General features: G+C 62.6%; 17 protein-coding genes and 1 tRNA gene. 9 read left to right on the forward strand and 9 right to left on the reverse strand.

Features of this window, described 5'->3' with window-relative positions; translation table 11 throughout:
• Nucleotides 1–34: 34 nt before the first annotated feature.
• Nucleotides 35–787 (reverse strand): SDR family NAD(P)-dependent oxidoreductase, encoded by a 753-nt coding sequence (locus AC1VV3_RS01155; RefSeq protein WP_134092749.1) that lies wholly within the window; start codon nucleotides 785–787, stop codon nucleotides 35–37.
• A 255-nt stretch (nucleotides 788–1,042) separates the two neighbouring features.
• On the opposite strand from AC1VV3_RS01155, the gene AC1VV3_RS01160 reads away from it, so the two are divergent.
• A complete protein-coding gene (locus AC1VV3_RS01160) occupies nucleotides 1,043–1,855 on the forward strand; it encodes an SDR family NAD(P)-dependent oxidoreductase (protein ID WP_465128074.1) in 813 nt (270 codons plus the stop codon).
• 58 nt (nucleotides 1,856–1,913) lie between these two features.
• On the opposite strand, the gene AC1VV3_RS01165 is transcribed toward AC1VV3_RS01160, so the two are convergent.
• The 3 genes from AC1VV3_RS01165 to AC1VV3_RS01175 are packed head-to-tail and all read right to left on the reverse strand — an operon-like array spanning nucleotide 1,914 to nucleotide 9,505.
• A complete protein-coding gene (locus AC1VV3_RS01165; protein WP_431566538.1) occupies nucleotides 1,914–3,434 on the reverse strand; it encodes a GH39 family glycosyl hydrolase in 1,521 nt (506 codons plus the stop codon).
• Nucleotides 3,435–3,470: 36 nt separating this feature from the next.
• Nucleotides 3,471–6,182 (reverse strand): glycoside hydrolase family 2 TIM barrel-domain containing protein, encoded by a 2,712-nt coding sequence (locus AC1VV3_RS01170; protein WP_431566539.1) that lies wholly within the window; start codon nucleotides 6,180–6,182, stop codon nucleotides 3,471–3,473.
• A gap of 44 nt (nucleotides 6,183–6,226) precedes the next feature.
• Nucleotides 6,227–9,505 carry a glycosyl hydrolase gene (locus AC1VV3_RS01175; RefSeq protein WP_431566540.1) on the reverse strand — a complete coding sequence of 1,093 codons (3,279 nt, stop codon included), beginning with the start codon at nucleotides 9,503–9,505 and terminating at the stop codon, nucleotides 6,227–6,229.
• Between the two features lie 613 nt (nucleotides 9,506–10,118).
• Here AC1VV3_RS01175 and AC1VV3_RS01180 point away from each other — a divergent pair.
• The 3 genes from AC1VV3_RS01180 (at nucleotide 10,119) to AC1VV3_RS01190 (ending at nucleotide 14,781) form a co-directional block, all read left to right on the forward strand.
• Nucleotides 10,119–10,436, forward strand: a complete 318-nt coding sequence (locus AC1VV3_RS01180) for a 2Fe-2S iron-sulfur cluster-binding protein (RefSeq protein WP_314468116.1) — start codon at nucleotides 10,119–10,121, stop codon at nucleotides 10,434–10,436.
• A 56-nt stretch (nucleotides 10,437–10,492) separates the two neighbouring features.
• Nucleotides 10,493–12,100 carry a cytochrome P450 gene (locus AC1VV3_RS01185; protein WP_431566541.1) on the forward strand — a complete coding sequence of 536 codons (1,608 nt, stop codon included), beginning with the start codon at nucleotides 10,493–10,495 and terminating at the stop codon, nucleotides 12,098–12,100.
• 194 nt (nucleotides 12,101–12,294) lie between these two features.
• The gene (locus AC1VV3_RS01190) at nucleotides 12,295–14,781 is read left to right on the forward strand and encodes a TonB-dependent receptor (RefSeq protein ID WP_482961937.1); all 2,487 of its coding nucleotides are present in this window, start codon (nucleotides 12,295–12,297) and stop codon (nucleotides 14,779–14,781) included.
• Nucleotides 14,782–14,994: 213 nt separating this feature from the next.
• On the opposite strand, the gene AC1VV3_RS01195 is transcribed toward AC1VV3_RS01190, so the two are convergent.
• Nucleotides 14,995–15,522, reverse strand: coding sequence for a TetR/AcrR family transcriptional regulator (locus AC1VV3_RS01195; protein WP_465128075.1), 528 nt, complete (start codon nucleotides 15,520–15,522; stop codon nucleotides 14,995–14,997).
• 13 nt (nucleotides 15,523–15,535) lie between these two features.
• Between AC1VV3_RS01195 and AC1VV3_RS01200 the strand changes: the two genes are divergently transcribed.
• Nucleotides 15,536–16,069 carry a hypothetical protein gene (locus AC1VV3_RS01200; protein ID WP_431566544.1) on the forward strand — a complete coding sequence of 178 codons (534 nt, stop codon included), beginning with the start codon at nucleotides 15,536–15,538 and terminating at the stop codon, nucleotides 16,067–16,069.
• Between the two features lie 225 nt (nucleotides 16,070–16,294).
• On the opposite strand, the gene AC1VV3_RS01205 is transcribed toward AC1VV3_RS01200, so the two are convergent.
• Both AC1VV3_RS01205 and yghU read right to left on the reverse strand, forming a co-directional pair.
• Nucleotides 16,295–16,369, reverse strand: a tRNA-Gln gene (locus tag AC1VV3_RS01205).
• Between the two features lie 86 nt (nucleotides 16,370–16,455).
• Nucleotides 16,456–17,304 (reverse strand): glutathione-dependent disulfide-bond oxidoreductase, encoded by an 849-nt coding sequence (gene yghU / locus AC1VV3_RS01210; protein ID WP_314468108.1) that lies wholly within the window; start codon nucleotides 17,302–17,304, stop codon nucleotides 16,456–16,458.
• Between the two features lie 206 nt (nucleotides 17,305–17,510).
• On the opposite strand from yghU, the gene AC1VV3_RS01215 reads away from it, so the two are divergent.
• Entirely contained in the window at nucleotides 17,511–18,128 is a 618-nt protein-coding gene (locus tag AC1VV3_RS01215; RefSeq protein ID WP_431566545.1) for a TetR/AcrR family transcriptional regulator, read from the forward strand.
• 87 nt (nucleotides 18,129–18,215) lie between these two features.
• Here AC1VV3_RS01215 and AC1VV3_RS01220 read toward each other — a convergent pair whose 3' ends face one another.
• Nucleotides 18,216–19,316, reverse strand: coding sequence for a branched-chain amino acid aminotransferase (locus AC1VV3_RS01220; protein WP_431566546.1), 1,101 nt, complete (start codon nucleotides 19,314–19,316; stop codon nucleotides 18,216–18,218).
• Between the two features lie 887 nt (nucleotides 19,317–20,203).
• Nucleotides 20,204–20,764 carry a hypothetical protein gene (locus tag AC1VV3_RS01225; protein WP_134092759.1) on the reverse strand — a complete coding sequence of 187 codons (561 nt, stop codon included), beginning with the start codon at nucleotides 20,762–20,764 and terminating at the stop codon, nucleotides 20,204–20,206.
• Between the two features lie 47 nt (nucleotides 20,765–20,811).
• Between AC1VV3_RS01225 and AC1VV3_RS01230 the strand changes: the two genes are divergently transcribed.
• The 3 genes from AC1VV3_RS01230 to AC1VV3_RS01240 all read left to right on the forward strand — a co-directional run bounded on the left by AC1VV3_RS01230 (nucleotide 20,812) and on the right by AC1VV3_RS01240 (nucleotide 22,585).
• Nucleotides 20,812–21,627 carry a TlyA family RNA methyltransferase gene (locus tag AC1VV3_RS01230; protein WP_132262354.1) on the forward strand — a complete coding sequence of 272 codons (816 nt, stop codon included), beginning with the start codon at nucleotides 20,812–20,814 and terminating at the stop codon, nucleotides 21,625–21,627.
• 93 nt (nucleotides 21,628–21,720) lie between these two features.
• Nucleotides 21,721–22,275 carry a TspO/MBR family protein gene (locus tag AC1VV3_RS01235; RefSeq protein ID WP_431566547.1) on the forward strand — a complete coding sequence of 185 codons (555 nt, stop codon included), beginning with the start codon at nucleotides 21,721–21,723 and terminating at the stop codon, nucleotides 22,273–22,275.
• Between the two features lie 61 nt (nucleotides 22,276–22,336).
• Nucleotides 22,337–22,585 carry an accessory factor UbiK family protein gene (locus AC1VV3_RS01240; RefSeq protein ID WP_134092760.1) on the forward strand — a complete coding sequence of 83 codons (249 nt, stop codon included), beginning with the start codon at nucleotides 22,337–22,339 and terminating at the stop codon, nucleotides 22,583–22,585.
• The last annotated feature ends 70 nt before the right edge of the window (nucleotides 22,586–22,655 follow it).

The raw sequence follows: 22,655 nt of genomic DNA on the forward strand, positions 1-22,655 counted from the left end.
GGCGACTTGCTGATGGTGCGCCGCCGATGTCCCGTTATCCGATGAACATGCCGCCGTTGACGGCAAGGACCTGGCCGGTGACGTAGCTTGCACCGTCGGAGGCGAGGTATTCGCAGGCTGCTGCGATATCGCCGGGGGTACCGGGACGCGGGATGGGAATATGCTGGGAGATGACTTCCAGCGGCGGGAAAGTCCCGGCAGCAATACCGGCCTCGGCCATGGGGGTGGCAACGACCGAGGGCGGGATGGTGTTGACGGTAATGCCTTGCCCGGCAAATTCGCGGGCGAGAGACCGGGTCAACCCGATCACACCGGCCTTGGCGGCGGAATAGTGCGCGCGGTCTCCGGCGCCGGACTGCGCGGCCTGCGACGAGATCGTGATTATCCGGCCCCACCTGGCATCGACCATGTCCGGCAAGGCGGCCTGAACCGTGTGGAAGACGCCGGTAAGGTTGATGTCGATCATGCGCTGCCAGGTTTCGACGGTCACGTCCTGAAAGGGAATGCCCTCGGAAATACCGGCATTGGCGACCACGATCGCGATCGGGCCGAGTTCTTCGCGAACGGCTTCGTAAGCGGCGTCGATGCTGGCCCGATCGGAAACATCGACCTTGCGCGCGACGATTCGTGCGCCTTGCGCGCGGAGAGCTTCGCTCTCGCGCTTCAGGGCGTCTTCCTGAACGTCGAGGATCGCGACCGGATGGCCCTTGTCCGCGAAAAGCCGTGCAACACCAAGCCCGATACCCGATGCTCCACCCGTGACGACGACGACACGATCGGCAACCATTCGCTCTCTCCCATTTGCGGCGCGCGGCGACTGTTCACCGTGCCTTTTCCTGTCCGGCAGCGATCTTCGACCCTGCCAGTTTATGCGATATTGTGGCGCACAACTTGAAACCTGTCCAGCCTGCAGATAGGCACGCCAGCGCCGCGATTCGATTTCGCGGTGCAGTCGCGACTGGCCCGGGCGGACATCCAGGAGCCGCAATTTCTACGGAAATGACCCAGTCGGGACAGGCTCGATGGATAAGGAGAAATGGGGATGCCAGTGCCAGATGTTTCGGACCATTCGATCGATCAACTGATCTCTCTCAAGGGCAGAAGCGCCGTCGTTACCGGTGCGGCCTGGGGTCTGGGAAAAGCCGCGGCGCGGCGGCTTGCAGAGGCGGGAGCTGCCGTTCTCATTGCCGATATCGATGAGGAAGCGGCGGCCGTGACCGCAAGGGAACTGGCCGAGCGGTTCTCTGCGGATGTGACTTCGACCCGTCTCGATGCCGGCAATGCAGCTTCGATTATCGCCGCTGCGGACCTGGCGGAAAACCGTTTCGGCAAGCTGGACATCTGGGTCAACAACGCGGGCATACCCTCGTTTTCACCGTTGCTCGATCTGGATGTGGAGGAGTTCGATAACGTCCTCGCGATCAATTTGCGCGGTACCTTCGTCGGCGCCAAGGAGGCTGCAAGACGGATGATAGTTAGGGGGCAGGGCGGCGTGATCGTCAACGTCGCCTCGCTGGCCGGGGTCAGGGGGATTTCCGAAGGGCAGGCTGCCTATTGCAGCTCCAAGCACGGGGTGGTCGGTCTGACCAGGCAACTCGCGATCGAACTGGGCGCGCAAGGCATCCGGGTGCTGGGCGTCGCGCCTGGCTTTTCGCTCACTGAAAAGACCATGTTCATTGCCGACTGGGACGAAGAGACCATCAAAAATTGCCCGATCCCCGGGATCGGCACCAGCCGACTGGGCCGGGTCGGTGTGGCCGACGATATTGCCCGGGCCATCCTGTTCTGCGCATCGGACATGGCGATGTTCATGACCGGCAGCACATTAATGCTCGATGGCGGAATGGCCGCGTAAGTCGTGGCTGGTCCCGGGACATAAACAGCCCCGGGACCCACTGTCATCGCGGCCTGGGTCAGGCGAGCTCGACAAGCGCGAGACCCTCGGCGGGCAGGTTCAGGACCAGGGTGCCATCCGCATTCAGACGGTGCGTTTCCACCACCGGACGCGAGACCTGGCGCAGATGCGCGATCTGGGCGCGCGAAGGATAGCGGGGAGACCCCATGGCGCGCCAGGCCGGCATGGGCGATCCCCGTTCCCAATCGACGAACCGGACTTCGGCGGTCTTCCGTCCCTTGAGCCCGTCGAACTGCAACGTCATCCGCTTGGCACCTCCGGTGATCTTGCGCTCCGCAGTCATGCCGGGAATTCCTCCGGGCTGATCCACTTCGGCCAGATTCCACAGGAGCACGGAAGTCCGCCCGGTCCTGTCGCGCGATGCCAAAGCAGGCCCTTGTGCGGCGAGGCGCTGCGTCCCCAGGCGATGGAGCAGCCGGTAGGTATTGAACGAGGGCTTGGCGATGCCGTCGATCATCATGCTCCAGCCCATCGAGCCTTCCTTCAGCATGTAGTCGTCGACGCCGAGTTCCTCGTACATGCCGCTCAGCGTCCATTGTGACATGCCGGCGCAGTGCGCCATGCCATTGGCGATCACATGGGCAATCATGGCCGGGCTGTCTGACGACCATTCGGACAGCCACATCGGCTTGCCGGCTAAGGGACCGGCGTCGATCGTGCGGCGGGCGTTGGCAAGGGCCTCGGGAATGACGTCATTGACGCTGCGGCGCGGACCGCCCTTTCCGAAGACGTCGTCCTGATCGTCGCCGGCATAGGCATGTGTGGCGAAGAAATCGACGGGGGCATTGTTCGCCGCGCACCACTGCGCGAAATCCCCGATCCACGCTGTCTTCGAGGTTGCCGGCCCGCCGACCTGGATACGCGGATCGACCGATTTGATCGCAGTCGCCACAGCCTTGTACATTTCGAAATAGCGCTGCTTGTCACCGGTCCAGAAGAAGGAGAGGTTGGGCTCGTTCCACACCTCGAACGGCCAGCTGCGCACGGTTTCCAGCCCGTAGCGCTCTATCATGGCGGTCGTGAATGATGTGATGAAACCGGCGAACTCGGCGTCCGAAGTGGGCGGCGTGATGTTGCCGCCGTAAAAGCCGAACTGGGTTTTCCCTGAGGCGAGCTTGCCCGGCATGAAGCTGAGTTCGACATAGGGAGATACGCCCAAGTCGAGCAGACCGTCGTAGACGCGGTGGACGTTGAGCCAGTTCGGCCCGCCGTTCCTTCGCATCTCAAGAATGCTCTTTCCGAACACGCCGAGTTCGTCGTTGAAGATGCCGTGGAACCGGGCGCGCTTGAAACCGGCCTCTGCCAGCCCGAGGCGCATGTCCTGGCGCCATTCTTCGCGCATCGTGATCGCGGCGCGGTCCGAACCTACGCACTCTTCCCATACGTGAGGCAGCGGGCCGGCAATCGCGCGGGTATCGACCCGGACCGTTTCGCCCGGAATATCGGCAGCTCTCGCCCCGCTTGCCGAAAGCGCGGCCGCTGCCGCGCTCGATGCCAGAAACGTGCGTCGATCAAACATGTCTCTCTCCATGGAAATTGTGGCGGCGTCCGGCGCTCACCGCGTGATCTCGATCCCGGCCAGGGCCGCGTTGCCGGAGACGCTCGAAAAATCGAGGATCAGGCGGCCGTGGAGGACGGTCACAGGAAAGGTGCGAACCAGTTCCTTGAGAGGCGCTCCGGCCTCCTTCAGGAGATTGAGCCCTTCGATGACCGAATGGCCATTGGCCTTCACGGCAAGAGACTGGTCGGGCGAGGAGGTCTTGCGCGGTTCGAACAAGTGCAGGGTCACTGTCCACTGGCCGTTGGGCAGCGGGATGTCGTAGGAAAAGGCGGCGCCATCGCGCCAGTAGTCGAACAGCGCGGGATCGGCAGCATCCACCTGACGGATGGGGGCCATCGAGCGTCCGCCAAAGCCGACAAGGTTAAGCACGACGGGCTTGCCGCCCGTCACGAAAGTGTCGGAGCCGAATTGCCGCGTGCCAAGATCGAGCCCGGCAAGGCTGCCAGCGTTGATGCGCAGGCCGTTGCGCTCGACGTCCGGCCCGTTCCACCGGGCGGTATCGCGCAGCGTCTTGCCGCCTTCCGTGGCCGTCACCACCGCGGTATTGGCGCCGGGGCGAAGGGAGACGTTCTTCCATTCGCATACGAATTCGGCGCAAGGCGCCGTGCCGATCGGCTTGCCGTCGATCGCCAGCGTCGCGGATGAGGCGGTCGAATAGGCTTTAACGTCCATGACGGGATAGGCGCGATCGACATACCGCTTCCCCGCGAGATGCAGGGCAGGGGTATCGCTCCATGCGACCTTGTAAAACCAGAACGCGTCCTTGCGCTCCTTGCGGTCCGCGGTGACCAGCCCCTTGTCGTTGAGGTCTACGGCCTCGCCTTCGTCACGCAGGTCGCTGGAGAAGTCGAACATGGCCCAGACCCAGCTGGCAAAGACGAAATCGCGCTTGGCGATGCTGGGCCAGGTCTGCTCGTGAACCCAGGCCTGATATTCCTCGGGATGGGGGCGCCCGACGAAATTGACGAAGCCGTTCCGCACATCGTCACTGTGCTGGCTGATCGCGCCGCCCGCGCCATATTCGCTCAGCGACAAAGGCAGGGCAGGGTGATCCCGGTGGAACTTGTCGAGCGTGTCGCCAAGATCGGTCCGCGCCTGCAGCGGGTTGGGATAGTACCAGCCGTAATAGCGGTTGTAGCCGATGAGGTCGGCCGTCCCTGCAAGTTTTTCGCCTGCGGTCTGGACCAGCGTCAGCCCTTCGCAGCAGTCCGCAAATGTCGTCGGGCGGTGCGGGTCTTCCTCCTTGGCGATCGCATCGAGGTGCTGGAGCAACGCCAATGGCTTGGGCGGGCTGCCTTTGACACCGAAGCCCTTGGCCGAATCCACTTCGTTGCCGACAGACCACATCAGGATCGAGGGATGGTTGTAGTTCTGACGGATCTGCTCGCGAAGTTGCTGTTCGGCATTGGTCCAGAGCGCTTCAGAACCCTGCCCGCCGGAGACGCTGGGCGTGGTGACGTATGGCAGCTCCGCCCACACGACCATTCCCGCCTTGTCCGCCAGATCGGACCACGCATCGGCGTGCTGGTAGTGGGCCTGGCGAATGGTGTTCGCGCCAAGCTCCTCGATCAGGGCCATGTCCTCGGCATGCTGTTCGGGCGTGAGTGCCCAGCCTGAGCCCAGCGCGTCCTGATGGCGTGAGACGCCGTGCAGCTTCACATGCTGCTCGTTCAGGAAGAAGCCGGCATCGGCATCGAAGCGGAATGTGCGAAGGCCCAACGGCTGGGACACCCGGTCGAGCCGGGCCTTTCCGTCCGAAAGCGTGGAGGTGACCGAGTAGAGGTAGGGATCGGCCCTGCCGTTCCAGCGATGGGGCCGCGCGATGTTCACGTTCGCGCGCTGCTCGCTGGCCCCGGACGCCAAGGTCACGGGCTGAACTGCGCGGGCGACGATCTTGCCGCGCGCATCGCGGATCTCGGTCGAGAGCGTCAGGTTACGCGGGGCCGCGCCTGCATTGCGCAGCTTCGTGCGAATTTCGATGGCCGCGCTTTCCGGGGTTATCTTCGCGGCGTATGCGTAAACGCCTGGCCCGCCGAAATCGAGCGGATCGATAGAGGCCGCTGGAAGCTGGAGCAGCGAAACCTCGCGGTAAATGCCGCCATGCACGAAGAAATCGCCGGACAGGGGGATCACTTCGGATGTCGAACTGCCGGGTTCTACCTTGCTGTTATCGGCACTGACAACCACGAGGTTACGCTGCCCCGGCTTCCAGGCCTCGGTGACGTCGAGGCGGAAGCGGGCGAATGCGCCCTTGTGTGTGCCGACATGCCGGCCGTTCACCCAGACCTCGGCCAGCTTGCCGACCGCGGCAAAGTCCAGATATTGGCGTTCTCCCGATTTCGCCGCGGGTGCGTCGACCCAGAGGCGGTACCAGCCCACGCCTTGCCGGTTGTCGGTTTCGGTGCCGCGCGTCAGCGCATAGGCGCCGATGTGGTTCCAGCTATGCGGGACCGAGACCTTCTCCCAGCCGCGGTCGTCGAAGCGGGCGTCGGTGACGGAACTGGGCGCGTCCCCGAAATGAAACCGCCAGCCCTGGGACAATGCGATCGCCGGCCTTGCGTCACCCGCTTGTGCGTCACCCGCCTGTGAGTCATCCGATTGGGCGCTGGCGCGATCGGATGACGCGAAAGCAGGCGCGGCGAATGCGGTGACTGTTATGGCCGCACCCAGCATCATCGCCGTCAGCATTCGTTCGATTTTGCCCACTCGCCGCTCTCCTGCTTGTTTCGGCCGATTTTGTTTTTCGAGATTCACCGTTGCAGCAGCAACTGCACCGGACCGAGCAGCCCCGACGGACGCAGGGGAGCGTCCTTCCGGTATGTCGGAGTTGCGGTCCAGGTCACTTTCTTCGCGCCGGCCTCCCCATTCCCAGGCTGCGCGTCGCCGATGAGGCGATTGACCCAAAGGTTGGCAACGCGGATCGAGAGCCGGTTCTTGTCGGCATGCATCTGCGCGCCGATGTCGATGCGATAAGGCTTGTGCCAGGCATAGCCGGCGAATTGGCCGTTCACTCTTACCTCTGCGATCTCGCGCGCCTCGCCGAGATCGAGCAGTAGTGGCTTGCCTTTCTTCCATCCGCGCGGGGCCACGAATTCCTTCGTGTATGTCGCGATCCCCGAGAAGTAGCGGATCGACGCCTGCGTGTTCTCATTGAGCGGGGACAGTTCGGCAAGCCGGGTCTCAGGCGGCGCGCCGCGATCCTGTTCGAATGCCACGTTCCATGGACCTGCAAGGAGTGCGGCCTTCGTGAGTTCGACGGGCGCGACCTTGCGGCTGGTCTCGGCGGTGTCCTTGCGGAAAACCACATGCACGGATTCGTCCGAAGCGAGGGACATGGGAATGGCTGTCACGCCGCCTTGAACAGTAAAGCTGACCGGTTCCGACTTGCCCGTGTCGGCGTGCCACAGTTCCGGTACCTTCCCCGTGACCCGGAAGCGCGCGGTGATCGTTTCGGTGCGGTCCTTCTGGTTGGCGACGAAATAGATATCGCCTCCGGGCAGCCGGCGATGGACGAAGGGGAGCGCTGCGCCCTGCTTTCCGCCTTCGAATGCAAAATCCGGCGCGATGCCGGCTTGGGACAAGGCTCCGCCAAGGTCGGCCGCGGCGATCACCCGGCCTCGCCCGATTTCGGTAACAGGGGATCCCGGCCAGAGTTTTTCGAGCAGCGCCTGGTAGCGCGCAGGGTCTGCGGTGAGGCCCGGATCGCTTGTTGGGCGCGGGCCGATCACCGTCGCGCCGGCCTCCACCAGTTCGGCAATCCGGACGAGAACGGCAAGGCTCATCCTGCTGGCAGAACCTCCCAGATAGAGTACGCGGTACCGGGCGCCTCCCGTGCTCACCAGATCGCCGCCGTCGTTGGAGAATGCGCCGAGAAGTGCATCGGCGTTCACGAAATCGAATGCGTTGCCGGCAGGAACCTCGGCGACCGGCTTGTCCCCGAACAGGGACGTCAGCGGGGCCTCTTCGCCGTAGAAATAGGCGATGTCGGCGACATTGGTACCTTGCTGAAGCAAGTGGGAATTGCGCGCGATATAGTCCATCCATGGCCGCGCGAGTTCGGCCCAGGCCTCGTTGCGGTTGAAGTCCTGTCCGAAAATGGAGAGGCGCAGGCCAGGTTTTTTGCCCTCCACCGGAACATGGACCGAGGTGTGGATGATGGGGCGATTGATGCCGGTCGCGAATTCGAGATCGATCATCCGCTTGAGGTCGCCTGGGCCAAAAGCCCAAGGCGACAGCATGGATGTCAGCGATTCCGCGGCGACGTATTTGCGGCCATAGACATGCGCGACCGAGGCCGCGCCCTTCATGTCGGCAAGATAGCTCGGCTTGGGGCCACGGTCGCGCTGGAACGACCACATCGCGGACATCGGCACGTCGGCCCATCTGCGCATCGCCATGTCATCACCGAGCAGAGGGCGATGATCTTCCAGCGCTTCGCCGTAGACGATCAGCTCATGGTCATGCGCTGCCTCGGCTATGGTCCCATAATGCTCGCTGGCAAGAAGGTCGGCCAGGGTTCGCCGAAAATCGTAGAGGAAGCGTTCGCTCTCCTGGCGCGATCCCACGATCGTCCCGGTCAGTGCGGGCATCCACGGGACGGGATCATACCCGCGCAGCCGCTTGAACTGGGCGATCATCTGCGGCGTCCAGTTCGCGGCGCCAACCTCGATGCTGTCGTTAAGGATTGCCCGGATACCTCTGCGCCCCATCAGATCGGGACCGACCGTCTGGCGGTAAGTCGCGAGATAGTGATCCATGTAGCGCCGGACTGCCTCGGCATCGTACTTGTCCACTTCAAGGCCGGTTGCCTCGAACGGAGCCGGATGGTTCATCGTGCCGACAAGCGAGTAACCGAAGCGAATGATGCGCCATCGCCCCGCGGGCGGCGTCCATTCCAGCGTGCCGTCTGGCCTCAGGCGATCGGTCAGGTCGAGGATCTTGTCCGGAGGTATGCCGGCGGAATCGGCGAGGCCTGCGTCGAGTGGATAATAATCGGGAACGATGTCGAAACCTGCCTTGGCTTCGACGCGATTGACCCGCTCCTGGCCGGACAGTTCGATCTCGGTGATGCGGATCGACGTGCTTGGCTTTCCGCCTGAAAACCCCGCAGCCAGCGCTGACAGATCGACACCGGCAGGCGGCGCGGCGATGTCGGGAAGGCTGCTGACTTCCTGAAAGGAAACGCGAAAGTTCCGGGCAGTCACGGGCGCGAATGCCAGCGTGGTGGGGACACGGGCCAGCGGCACATCGGTCACGGTGGTCCATTTCCCCGCCGAGACTTCCGCTTCGAGGCTTGCCTTGAGGTTGGCGCCGATGAACTTGCCCGATCCTCCGGGCACGAACAGGGTCATGGCGCGGATTGTACGGGCAGTCGGATAGCGAACGGCGAGGAGCGTTGGCCCCTTCGCTGCTTTCGCAAGATCGATCCCGGTCTCGAAATCGCCGTCCGTCAATGTTTTCGCGTCGAGAGGCTTCCCTGAACTATCGGCAAATGCCGGAAGGGCTGAGCCCGTGCTTGCCAGTGCCGGCACCGCGAGCACCCTGACGTCGCGGTAGAATGGCGCCGGGACATCGGGCGCTTTCTCGTTGATCGTCGAGTTCGTTCCCGATGCTGCGGCTATTGATTGATACGGTCCGGTCACGGTGGGCGGGGCGGGGAGCGCAAGGGTGACGCGCTTTCCGCCGCCCGTTCCGCCGCCAAGTGTAACCTCGCTCCATACCAGCTTTTTCATGCCGTCGGCGGGGGAAACCCAAGGTCCGCCGGTTTCCGACCAGCCCGGCGAAGAGGCGATGGCCAGTTCGAGACCCAGGCGATCCGCTTCGCGGGTGGCGGCCTTGAAGGCTTTTTGCCAGGCGGGTGTCATGTAGACCAGGCGCTGATCCACGATTTGCGGACTCTGGAGGTTGACGTCGAACGACTGCGCGCCGCCAATCCCCACGCGTTTCATCCAGGCAAGATCCTTGAGGAGTCCTTCCTCGGTGATGTTGCCGTTGATCCAGTGCCACCACACGCGCGGGCGGGCATCCATGGGCGGATCGGAGAAATCCGTTTCGAGTTCATCCGGTGCGCTCGGCGGGACAACTGAGCCGTCTTGCGCACATGCCAAGGATGAGCACGCAGAGATCGAAAGCAGCAGTAGCTTCAGCGCTGCCGCTTCGGATCGAAATCGCGTTCTCTTCGCCATAGATGTTTTCGCCTGACGTTCGCAGAAGCAGACATGCTTGCCTGAAGCGCATCTGCTCAACTCTCCCAAAGCCGCACTTTTGTGCGACAATGTGTCGCGTATAAATTGCGGGTGCAGACTGTCAAGCCGGTCAGACCGATGCGAAGCGCCCGTACTACCGCGTTATTTCATATGACCGGGTTTCGTTATCCAGATGTCCTGGTTGGCCCGGCGCGCGGCCGGAATAACGCTGCGGCGATCAAACTCGTGAAGCGGACCGCGAACGCGATCTCACCGCCAGCCCTGTCCCGGAATCCGGGTTGACGCTCTCCGGCTGCTGGATGTATGCGCCACTGTATCGCATAAAACGAAGCGCCGCTTTTGGGCGTCCACTGTCCGGTCGGGCAGCATCAAGCCGCCGACGGCGGAAGTCTCATCCAAGAGCGCACAACAAGCCAAACCTGGAGAGTGCTGAGAAATGGCATCAATCACCGTCATAGGGGCATCCGGAGAGGAACGAGTTCTCCGTGCCAATCCCGGACAGACCGTCATGGAAGTCATCCGCGACGCCGGCTTCGACGAGCTGCTGGCGCTATGCGGCGGGTGTTGCTCGTGCGCGACCTGCCATGTGCACATCGAAGCTGGCCCCACCGATGCTCTTGCGGCGATGAGTGAGGACGAGAACGACCTCCTGGATTCGTCCAGTCATCGCGGCAGCCAGTCACGCCTTTCATGTCAGCTCCAGATTACTGACGCTCTCGACGGACTTCGCGTGAAGATCGCCCCTGAAGATTGACCAGACATACAATATTCGCCGGCGAAAAGTGCGGGCACGAAACAGGAGTGGGACACATGACTGAACTGGCAGATCGGGATTACTTCACCGACCACGAAATCCTCGTCGATCCTTACGCATATTTCGAAGCGGTGAGGGGCAAGGGCAGAGTCTATCAGCCCAAGGGCAAGGACTATCTGATGGTCATGGGTTTTGAAGAAACCCTGGAAATCATGCGCAATTCGGAGGATTTTTCGGCGATCATCGGTTTGCAGGGCGCCTCGGCCCCGCTGCCGTTCACGCCGCATGGGCCCGACATCACGGCACAGATCGAGGCGCATCGCGGCGAATTCCACGGTGGCGACTTGCTGGTCAATCTGGACGACAATGCGCATGTGCAGTTGCGCGCGCTCGTCAACCGGCTGTTCACACCCTCGCGGCTCAAGGCGAACGAGGAGTTTATCCAGGCCTTCTCGGACGAGCTGGTGCGTGACGCGGTGGCAAATGGCGGCGTCGAACTGGTCAGGACGATCGCGACGCCTTTCGTCACGCTGGTGATTGCCGACCTTCTGGGCATCCCGGCCGAGGACCGGCAGAAGTTCATGGACATCATTCAGGATGCGCCGCCTCCCGGCAATCTCGACGGCGAACTTGACCTCAATGCCGAAGATCATCCGTTCATGATCATGGGCGGCTATTTCGCTCAATACGTCGCCGAACGGCGTGCCGACCCGAAGCAGGATATTCTCTCCGAGCTGGCGAATGCCGTCTATCCCGATGGCACGCTTCCCGACGAGATGGCCATCGTCAAGCTTGGCATGTTCATGTTCGGCGCGGGCCAGGATACGAGCGCGAAGCTTCTCGGCAATGCGATGCGCTACATCGTGGATCAGCCGGGCCTGCAGGACAAGCTGCGTGCCGATCCCAAGCTTGTTCCGGCGCTGATCGAGGAAGTTCTGCGGCTTGAGGGTTCGACCAAGCAGACGGCCCGTCTTGCGCGCCGTGACACGAAGATCGGCGATATTCCGGTACCGGCGGGGACCAAGATCATGCTGTCGATCGCTGCTGCGAACCGCGACCCTGCGCGCTGGGAAGATCCCCAGGCCTTCAAGCTCGATCGGCCGAAAATCCGCGAGCACGTTGCCTTCGGGCGCAGCGCCCATACTTGCGCAGGCGCGCCGCTTGCGCGGGTGGAAGTGCGGATCATTCTGGAGAAATTGCTCCAGTACACTGCCGACATCGATCTCGATGCCGAAGTGCATGGTCCGCGCGGGGCGCGCAAGCTGGACTTCGAGCCGAGTTTCATCATTCGCGGGCTTTCGGAACTTCACCTCAAGCTGACACCGGCGGCGGGGGTCGACCTTTCGCCTGGCGGCTCGCCCATGATCCAGAAGTCGGTACCGGCATCCAGCCCGCAGGCGGTGCCGCCAGCGCCAGTTTCGGGGCCAGTCTCGGTGCCGGTCGCCGGGTACTCCACCGCCTCAACAAAACTGGCAAAGCTATTGTCCGATCCCGGGGCCAAGGCGGTGCTCGATCAGCACTTTCCCGGGATAACGGCGGACAAGCGGATCGGCATGGCGAAGTCGATGACCCTGCGCGCGATTCAGAAGTTCGCGCCCGGCCAGTTTACCGACGAAGCGCTTGATGCCGTCGATCGGGATCTGGCCCTGCTGCCGGTAGATTGACCCTGCCATTCAGAAGCGGGCCGGGGGAATCTCACGGGGTTTCCGCCGGCTCGTTTCCAATGGCCCGACGCGCCCACTTCGCCAGAGCGAACGGATGATCCGAATCCAGCAAATGGATTGACCAATGCGATAGTGTGGCGCACAAAAATCAGAATAAAAAAATCGATAGGGAAGGGGATTCGATGCGTAGGAAAATGGCGCTGACGCTCGTGGGAGCGAGCACGCTGGCTATGGCCGTGCCGGCGATCGCTCGGCAGGACCAAGCGGCCGCACCGCCTGACGCCACCGACGCATCAGTGGCAAACGAAATCATCGTTCAAGCCCGTCGCCGTGATGAAAGCCTGCAGGATGTGCCACTGGTTGTGAATGCCGTCACCTCGGAGGCGATTTCCAAGTTGAACATCCGCAATTTCACCGAGATCAGTTCGGTCGTTCCGGGTCTTCAACTGACGCCCAACGCCAACGGCATCGGGACTTCCTCATCACTTCGCGGCGTCAATCACGACGTGAATGTGAGCGCCGAAAACGGCACGATTCAGTATTATCGCAACGATGCGCCGGTACCGTCGAATTTCGTCATGCAGACGATGTACGATGTAGGGCAGATCGAAGTGCTGCGGGGGCCGCAGGGCACGTTGCGCGGCCGGTCGACGCCATCCGGTTCAGTCACCGTAACCACGCGTGCGCCCGACCTGGTCGAAGCGGGTGGCTATCTTGCCGGAACGCTCGGTTCGGCTGGGGCGGCTAATTTCAATGGCGCCCTGAACATTCCTGTCATCTCGGATGTGCTGGGCGTGCGCGTGGCAGGCATTCACAGCAAGGATCGCGGCAACCGCGTGACCAGCCTGAATAGTGATGAGAAGCCTCGCAGCGAGACCAATGCAATTCGGGCGGCTGTCCGCTTCGAACCGACGCAGTGGCTTCGCCTGGGCTTCCTGTACGAAGCGATGCAGACTGACGGCACGCGCTTTGACCAGGTGCGATCCGTCAGCGCGTACGATCCCGACTATGTGCCGACGACCGGTGCACCCGACTATGGCAATATCGGCTTGAGCGACAGGCTGTCGGTTCAGTCCCGCCCGAGTACAACCCAGCAGAAGTTCCAGTTCTACAACTGGAATGCGGAAGTCGACGTATTGGGGCAGCGTCTCATTTACGTCGGCTCGGCTACTTCCCAGAAGTATTACAGCTATGGCGTCCGTGATCTTGCGAATTTCTTCCCGGATCTCGAAATTGCGCAGATTGCGGACACCAAGGGAACGACAAGCAGCCATGAGGTGCGCTTGCAGAACCCCGACCGGGTAGCCGGGCTGTTCGACTACGTCGTCGGATACTTCCACTATCAGGTACCTTCGCAGACCAACCTCCACGATCTCAGTATCACTCAGCTTCGACTGGCCGGCCTCGGTATTCCCATCGCCGCCCCAAGCGTGACCGACACGCCGATCTACATTGCAAAGGGGACGCCCAAGGAAGACTCGTTCTTCGGTAACCTGACATTCCATCTCACCGAATCCACCGAGCTTTCAGGCGGACTGCGGCGGATCCATTTCACGGATAACCGAGACGGCCTGTTCATCAGCTGCACGCCCGACATGTATGCCGCCGGCGGTTGCACGCGCCAGAACGGTACGGAATCGGACGTCAGCGAGAACACCACGATCTACAGCGCAAGCATCAAGCATCGTTTCACGCCGGGGCTCATGGTCTATGCCTCGACCGGCAGCTCGTGGCGCCCACCGGTTGTGGCCATCGGCGACTTCACGCATGCCGAATACACGGCGAACGAAGTCGCGCATATCTCGCTGCCTTCGGAAAGCTCGAAGTCCTACGAGGTCGGCTTGAAATCGGACTGGTTCGACCGCCGGTTGCAGTTCAACCTGACCGCCTATCACCAGAACTACAAGAATTACCCCTATCGAGCGGGCGGTGCCGGTATTGCCTATATCGACATCAACTCGGCGGGCGCCCCGACGATCGGCAACTTCAATTTCGTTAGCGCGGTTCCGATCAAGGTGAACGGGATCGAGGCCGAACTGGCATTCACGCCAACGCCGCGCTGGAATCTTGGTGCAACTCTCAACTTCGCTCGCAGCCGGATCGGCAATGCTCTGCTGGCCTGCACGGATGCGCTCGACAACCAGACCGGCGCTGTAGGCTCTGACGGCATTCCCGATACTGTTACGCCTACCCTGGCGCAAATGCAGCAGGCTTACAGCGGCGAACGCGTGGCGCAGTGCCCGGGTGGCGGTCAGTCGGCAACCTTCCAGCCCGAGTGGTCGGGTGTATTAAGGGCCGAGTATACTTTGCCGGTCGCCAACAAGATGGATGGTTATTTGCGAGGACTGTTCAGTTGGAAGGGTAAATCCAAGACGGACCCGAACAACGCGTTCGACGACGTCAAGGCTTACGGCCTGTTGAACCTGTTCGGCGGTCTGCGATCGCAGGACGGGGCCTGGGAAGTGTCTGTCTACGCCAAGAACATATTCGATACGACGAAGCTCATCAGTCAGGATGACCGCGCCCAGTTCACCTCCGTCACCGACGTCTTTCTAAGGCCGCCGACCTTCAGCGTATCGGGTATCGGATCGACGGTTTACTCCAGCCGCTATGCGGGTGTTTCGGTTACCGCTCCTCGCGAATTCGGGGTGACTTTCCGCGCAGCAATCGGCTCGCGTTAAATGATTTCCGAGCGGAAGGGCTTTGGGTTTCTGGCCCCGGCCCTTTCGACTTCGGATTGTGTCGCTCTCGCTTGGGAGTGACGCCTCCGACTAGAAACGATGCCGGGCAGGGAGGATCCGCGATCGATCTTCGAGATTTGGTCTCTGAAAAGCACCGTCACCTTGAGCAACAAGCCTGGGAACCGAGCACCGATCCTGGGATCGATGTATGCCTCAATCGGGCGCCATGATCGAAGTCGAAAGGAGCCTGTAGAGGATCTTGGCGATTTCAGAGACGCTGTAGGCATCTTCGGGTTGGCCAACCCACCAGGCAAGCGTTTCGGCGATAAGCGAGGCAGCGCAGATCGTTCCAAGCTCGGTAGGGAGCCAGGCGTTGATGGGCTGTTCCTCTTTTGCCACGACCATGGATACGCGAAGCCATTCCTCGCGCATGGCACCGCCGGCTCCGCCGTTGAGGAGGATGGCCCAGAGCGCGCGGTGGTCGGCAACGTAGCCGCACAAGGCTTGAAACCCGGCCTCGTAGCTTTCGGCATCGCGGATGGAGAGCGTCAATCGGTTGAGATGCGCGATCTCGTCTTTCGCAATGGCGCTGAGCAGTGCTTCCTTGGTCTCATGATGGCGAAAGAACGTGGCGTAATGGACCTTGGCTTCAGCGCAGATGTCGCGAACGGTGATCTGATCGAAGGGCTTGCGCTGGAGCAATGCCAGCATGGCTTCCTGCAGCGCCTTGCCCGATCGCACGGCGCGGGCATGCGTGGATCTTGATGATGCCAGCGGCCCGGCTTTATGCGATGCTGTGTCGCTCAACTTGCGATTCGGTTTGCTGTTCTCGGCCATCCCGTCGTGTGTGACGCAAGATCGCTGGTCAACGCAAGCACTGCCGGCCGACCCTGGCAGCCCTCAAAGGGTCAAAGGGACGTTCGAAGCAGCAAAGTGCAAAATCACTGAAGAGAGGACTGCCAATATGCTTCGTAAATTTCTACTCGCCGCAACGTTTGCGGCTGCCATCACGGCGCCGCTATCGGTCAACGCGGCGGAGCCCGCAGCTGCCTCCGCTCCGGCAGCAGCCTTGTCGACTTCAACGACCTCTATCGGGACCTTGCTAGACAATCCCACGACCAAGGCCATTGTCACGAAGTATCTCCCGGATCTTGTGAGTAACCCACAAATCGAGATGGCGCGGGGTATGACGCTGAAGCAGATTCAATCGTACTCATCCGACACCGTCACGGATGAAGTCCTAGGAAAGATCGACGCAGAACTCGCGAAGCTGCCCGTGCAAAAGTGACCCCGTCGAGCCTCCGGCCACTGTGTGACCGGAGGCTGTCCCAAACGGAATGCTACGAGGGAGATTGATGGATAGGCTTCGACCGAGGGGCCAGGGCGGTGAGCAATTGATAGGGCAGCATGATCGACACTCCGGCCTTGCCGTCGCGGATCCAAAACCTGCCTGGTCCAGTTTGCTGCTTCTGAGATCCTCTGAGACCTTGTTGGTCGAAATGGGTCAAAATACTGGCTGGGGCGGCAGGATTCGAACCTGCGAATGCCGGTACCAAAAACCGGTGCCTTACCACTTGGCGACGCCCCAGCAGGGATTGCGCGCTTAGCGGCTAAAGCCGGCGCTGAAAAGCCCTTATCGAGCACTTTTCCCGCGCCGGCTTTATGGGGAAGCGATCAGCCCTTCAGCACGGTGTCGATATCCGCGGCACTGTGGCGTTCGCGGACGAAGCCGTCGCCCTTGCGATTGACGATGCGGCCGCGCTGGACCGCCTCGCGGGCGCCCACTTCCTCGCCCCAGCGCACCAGGTTGGTATAGCTCGGAACGTCCAGGAAGCGCGCCGCATCGCCATAGGCATCGCCTCGCACGAAGCTGCCGAACCAGCCATAAGCGGCGATATCGGCGATGGTGTAGCTATCGCCCGCCAGGTATCGCGTTTCGCCGAGGCGCTTGTCGGCCACGTCGAACAGGCGCTTGGTTTCCATGGCATAGCGATTGATCGGATATTCGTATTTCTCCGGGGCATAGGCATAGAAGTGCCCGAAGCCGCCGCCGATCAGCGGAGCCGTGGACATCTGCCACATCAGCCAGGACAGACACTCTGCGCGCTCGGGATAAGCGGCCGGCACGAACTTCCCGAACTTTTCCGCGAGGTAGAGCAGGATCGCACCCGATTCGAACACGCGGACCGGCGATGCGCCCGAGCAATCCAGAAGAGCGGGAATCTTCGAGTTCGGATTGACCGACACGAAGCCCGAACCGAACTGGTCGCCTTCGCCGATGTCGATCAGCCAGGCGTCGTACTCCGCCTCGGCCACGCCTGCTGCCAGCAATTCTTCCAGCATGATCGTGACCTTCTGCCCATTGGGAGTACCCAGCGAGTAGAGTTGCAGCGGATGCTCACCGCGTGGCAGGTCCTTCTCATGCGTGGCGCCGGAGATGGGCCGGTTGATGCTGGCCCATTCCCCGCCATTGCCCTTGTCCCAGGTCCAGACAGCGGGCGGCGTGTAGGTAAGGTCGGCCATGAGCAACTCCTTGATGTGTCGGGCGCACATCTAGGAAGCGCCCCAAGGCACGACAAGGCCGCCGGTCAATTCGCTTCGGTAATGGGCAGCAGGCGACATATTCACCGGAAGAGACCTCGACTTTTCGCGAATGTCATTTTAAATCAATTGCCTAGAGTGATATTGCGGCCTTATCCGGTCGCGCCGGGAAGACAGGCAGGAAGCGAATGAGCAAGACGATCGACGCGCCGGCAGCTCCATTGGGCAGGCGTCAGCCCACGCGTCGCCGCAACAAGGGCTTCGAGGAAACCCACGCGCTGCTGATCGATACGGCGATCCGTCTCATGTCGGAAAAGGGCACGGAGGCGCTGTCGCTGTCGGAAGTGGCGCGCGAGGCGGGTGTGAACCGCACGACCGTCTATTATCATTTCGAAAGCCGCGAGGCTCTGCTCACGGCGGTGCGGGCGTGGTCGGCCAACCAGTTGGCCGCGGCTTTCGCGCCTTCGGACACCATGGAAAACCGCACGCGCTTCATCACCCGCTTCGTGATCGAAAAACCGGAAGTGATCGCGCTCTGGACCGAGGAATTCCTGGCGCCCGGGCGGGCGGGGGAACGCTATCCGCATTGGGAGGCGCTTGTCGAAGGCTTGCGCGGCGAGTTCAGCGACGATGAGGACCTGGATGCCGAGGCTTTCGCCACGTTCCTGCTGACCTGGGCGATGATCGGACCGCGGGTCTATCGCAACAGCGTGCGGCCCGATCTCTCGCTGGACGAAACGATCGAGCGGCTGACCCGGACGCAGATCGCCATGCTGCGGCGTATCGGGGTGACGCCGGGCCGCTGAGGGCAGGCGAAATCGGCGGGGTGTGGAAAGCGGAGTCCGGAGGCTAACCCCCGGACTCCCGAATTATCGGCCGTCAGATGGCGGCGATCAGGAAACCTTGCGGATCCAGCCGTGAGTATCGGCAGCTTCGCCGCGCTGGATCGACACGAGGCGGTACTTCAGCTTGGCCGTGAGCTGGCCGGGGCCGCCCGAGCCGATGGTGAATTCACCGTCGCGGCCCGAAACCTTGCCGACCGAGGTGACCACGGCTGCCGTGCCGCAGGCGAAGGTTTCGATCAGCTTGCCGGAATTGGCATCATCGCGCCACTGGTCGAGGCTGTACTTGCCTTCCTCGACCTTGAGGCCTTCCTCGCGCGCAAGCTGGAGCAGGCTGTCGCGGGTGATCCCGGGGAGGATCGTGCCGGTGAGAGCCGGGGTGAGCAGCGTGCCGTCCTCGAACACGAAATAGAGGTTCATGCCGCCCAGCTCTTCGATCCACTTGTGCTCGGCGGCGTCAAGGAAGACGACCTGGTCGTGGCCGCGCGAGATGGCTTCGGCCTGGGGCACCAGGCTGGCGGCGTAGTTGCCGCCGCACTTGGCCGCGCCCGTGCCGCCGGGGGCCGCGCGGGTGTAGTCGGAAACCCAGATCGAGACGGCCGGAGCGCCGGACTTGAAGTAGTTGCCCGCCGGGCTGGCGATCACGATGAACTTGTACTGCTTGGCCGGGCGCACGCCGAGGAAGGCCTCGGTAGCGATCATGAACGGACGCAAGTAGAGCGAGGCGCCTTCGCCGGCCGGGATCCACGCGCGGTCGATCTTCACGAGGCGTTCGATCGCCTCGACGAACAGCGCTTCGGGAAGTTCCGGCATCGCGAGTCGCTGGGCCGACTGATTGAAGCGGGCGGCGTTCGCTTCGGGGCGGAACAGCGCGACTGATCCGTCGGCCTGGACGTAGGCCTTGAGGCCCTCGAAGATTTCCTGGGCGTAGTGCAGCACCGAAGCGGCCGGATCGAGCGCGATCGGCTGGCGCGGTCCGACGACGGCATCGTGCCAGCCCTGGCCTTCGGTCCACTCCACGGTCACCATGTGGTCGGAGAAGTTCGTGCCGAATCCGGGGTTGGCAAGCACGGCCTCACGTTGCTCCGCGCTGGCGGGCGAAGGGTGGGGCAGGGTGGTGAAAGTCAGGCCGGCATCGGCGAGGGTCGCCATCGAACTAGTCCTCTTGTGTGCGTTTCCGGAGCGCGTTGAACGAAAATTACGCTCAAGGCAACCGAAAAGTAATTTTGATACGCGTGCAAGGCGCTTTACTGCCCGGGGAAAGCGGTAAAGCGCGAAAGTCCGGGTGTCCGATGGACGTCCAGACTTACCGTGTCTCTGCCTTAGCTTCGGGAAACGCTGGAGGGCCAGCGGGAAATTCGCTTTTTGGCATTCAGGCCAGTCAAGTCTGAGCCAGGAGAGCGATGCCGAGCTTACGATCCGCGGCGGGATGTTGCTGGCAGTCGTGTGGCTGGCAGACGTTCAAATGAGAAGGGCCGCCCCGGTTGCCCGGTGCGGCCCTTCGCATGGTCAGCGGCCGGGAAGTGCCGCCAGCGAAAGCCTTTATCGCTTCATCAAGATTTAGCGATAATGCCTCGCGACGGAAATTGCCGACCTCTCTGCTGAACCATGAGACATCGGATCACCTCCTTTCGCGCTGTTAAGCCAGGGTTGCCACCTTGGATCTTGCACCGAGGCAGCTGGACTTCAGTAACTCCCGGGCGCGTTTCCCAGGTCCCGCCGTCCTGTGAAATTTGTGTCCGATTCCGCAGCGCACAACAAGCCTTGCAATCATCTTTTTTGCGGTCATTATCGAGGCTTCGGGCTAGTTTTCCCCAGCCTGGATGCCCTGCCGAAGGGCCGTTTCTGGGGGCTGAAAACTGCGGCCTGCAACCTTCTGAAATCGCCGCAAAACCTCGTCGAATCGCGAGAAATTCCTGCCTCAGTGGTCGGATGATTCCCGGTCACTTGTGCGCACAAGTCTGGTTCCTGCGCGGCAAGCCGCGCGGCCGTACCGTGCCGAAGGACGCGCTTCGACACGGGATGGCCGAATCCGGCGGTCAGCGGCAGTCTTCGATGACCCTGGAAATTTCCGTCCAGCTTGGAATGTAGAGCGGCTGCATGCCCTGCGCCTGGACCGCGAAACGGCCGCGGCTGAAGGCCATCGAATCGAGCAGCCGGTCGCGCGCGGGCAAGTCGACCTGGACCCCGCCACTGACGGGATGGGCGGCAACGGCGCGAGTCGTGTCGGATGTGGTGATCGAAAGGGAAACGGGGCCGGCCGAAGTGCCGCTGCGGAACAGGGATATGGTGGAGGAGGCGCGATTGCAGCGGATGCCGAAAATGCCGTCGGCAAAGCTGGCTATTCCCGGGCTGGTGATGCGCCAGTCGCCCGGCGTTGCGGGAGAATCGCGCCAGTCGGCGGGTGGCGGCGGCGGGGCCGGTGGCGGCGGGGCGGCCGGCGTCGGTGCCGGGCGCGGGGCCTGAACGGGGGGCTTGGCTGCCGGAACGCAAGCTGCGACAAGCACCAGCGCGGTCAGCGAAGCGGCTGTCAGCACCTTGCGGGGCAACTTGCGGGAGAACGAAAGGGCGTCGGTGCGCCGGCGCGGATTTGCCTTCATTCCCCCGGTATGGAATGAGGCGCGGCTCATCTCAAGTGTGCAAAGCCATGACTGACCCGTCCGAACCCCGCCCCGTCGATAAGAAAGCAGGCGCCGCGCCGCGCCAAGCGACTCGCCCAGCGCCCCGCATAGCCAAGTCCCGCGTCGATCAGATGCTGGTGGATCGCGGCCTGGCGGAGAGCCGCACCCGGGCGCAGGCGCTGGTGCTGGCAGGGCTGGTCTTCACCGGCGAAACCAAGGTGGCCAAGCCGGGCCAGAGCTTGAAGGCCGACGCCCCGCTGGAAGTGCGCGGGCGCGACCATCCCTGGGTTTCGCGCGGCGGAATCAAGCTGGCGCATGCCATCGAGCATTTCGATCTCGACCCCACCGGCGCGGTTGCCATGGACATCGGCAGTTCGACCGGCGGCTTCACCGATGTGCTGCTGACTCACGGCGCCGAACGCGTGTTTGCCGTGGATTCGGGCACTAACCAGCTCGCCTGGAAGCTGCGTCAGGATCCGCGCGTCACCGTACTGGAGCAGACCAGCGCGCGAATCCTGACCCCCGAGCAGATCGACGCGCCGTGCAACTGGGTGGTCTGCGACGCCAGCTTCATCGGTCTGTCCAAAGTGCTGGAAGTCCCGCTTCGCCTGGCGGCGCGCGAATGCCGTCTGGTCGCCCTTATCAAGCCGCAGTTCGAAGTGGGCCGCGGCGAAGTGGGGAAGGGCGGCGTGGTGCGCGAACCGGCGCTTCATGAGCGGGTCTGCGCCGAAGTCCGCGAATGGCTGGAGGCCGATGACTGGGTGATCCAGGGCATCGTCGAAAGCCCGATCAAGGGGCCGGAAGGCAACGTCGAGTTTCTCGTTTCGGCACTGCGGGGATGATTTTCCCGGCGGCGAGCGATTGCACCGGCGGCAAGCTCGTTACACAACCCGCGCATCTTCGTGGTTTATCCTGATTCGGGAGTTGTTAAGGGAATGAACCTGATTGCCTCGTCCGGCCAGTTGCGCGCCAGCCTGCTGCGCTGGGCGCTCGTGCTCGTTCCTCTGGTCGTGCTGCTGGGCTTCGTTTCCGGCCGCGTGGCGCAGAGCGGGCCGGGCAATCCCTGGTTCGACGCCCTGGTGAAGCCCGGCATCTACCCGCCCCCGATCACGTTCCCGATCGTCTGGACCGTGCTCTACGTGCTGATGGGCTTGGCCCTTGCGATGATCTGCGCGGCGCGCGGGGCGCATGGGCGGGGACTGGCGGTGGTCGCCTTCGCCGTGCAGTTCGCGCTCAATCTCGCCTGGAGCCCCGTTTTCTTCGGCGCGCACCGAATGACGGCCGGCCTGATCGTGATCGGCCTGCTCGACCTGGCCGTCCTGGTGACGATCGTCCTTTTCGCGCGAATCCGGCCAGGCGCGGCACTGCTGCTCGTGCCTTACCTCGCCTGGATCTGCTTCGCGACTTATCTCAACTACGCCTTCCTCCAGGCCAATCCCGCGCTCGACGGTGCGGAAGGGCCACGCGCAGTCGAGCGTTTCGAGATCTGAACGGTCTGGAAATTCGCCGGAAGCTCTTGCGCGCCTCCGCGCAAAATACCAAATAGGCGCCATGCAAAGCGAAAACCCCTTCGTCGCCGATTTCGTCAAGATGATGAACAGTGCTGCCGGCACGCTCGCAGGCGTCGGCCGCGAAGCCCGCGACAGCGCGCGCGAGCGCTTCAAGGAACTCATGGGCGACATGGACTATGTCACGCGTGAGGAGTTCGAGGCCGTGAAGGAACTCGCCGCCACCGCGCGCGGCGAAGTGGAAACGCTCAAGGCGCGCATCGACGCGCTCGAAGGCAAGTCGGGCCAGTAAAAGGCCTGGGTGACGCCATTCTGGAAACGGGCCTGGAAACAGGCATGAAGCGCGGGGGAATTTCCTCCGC

The organism is Novosphingobium sp. BL-S-34 (assembly GCF_056857015.1).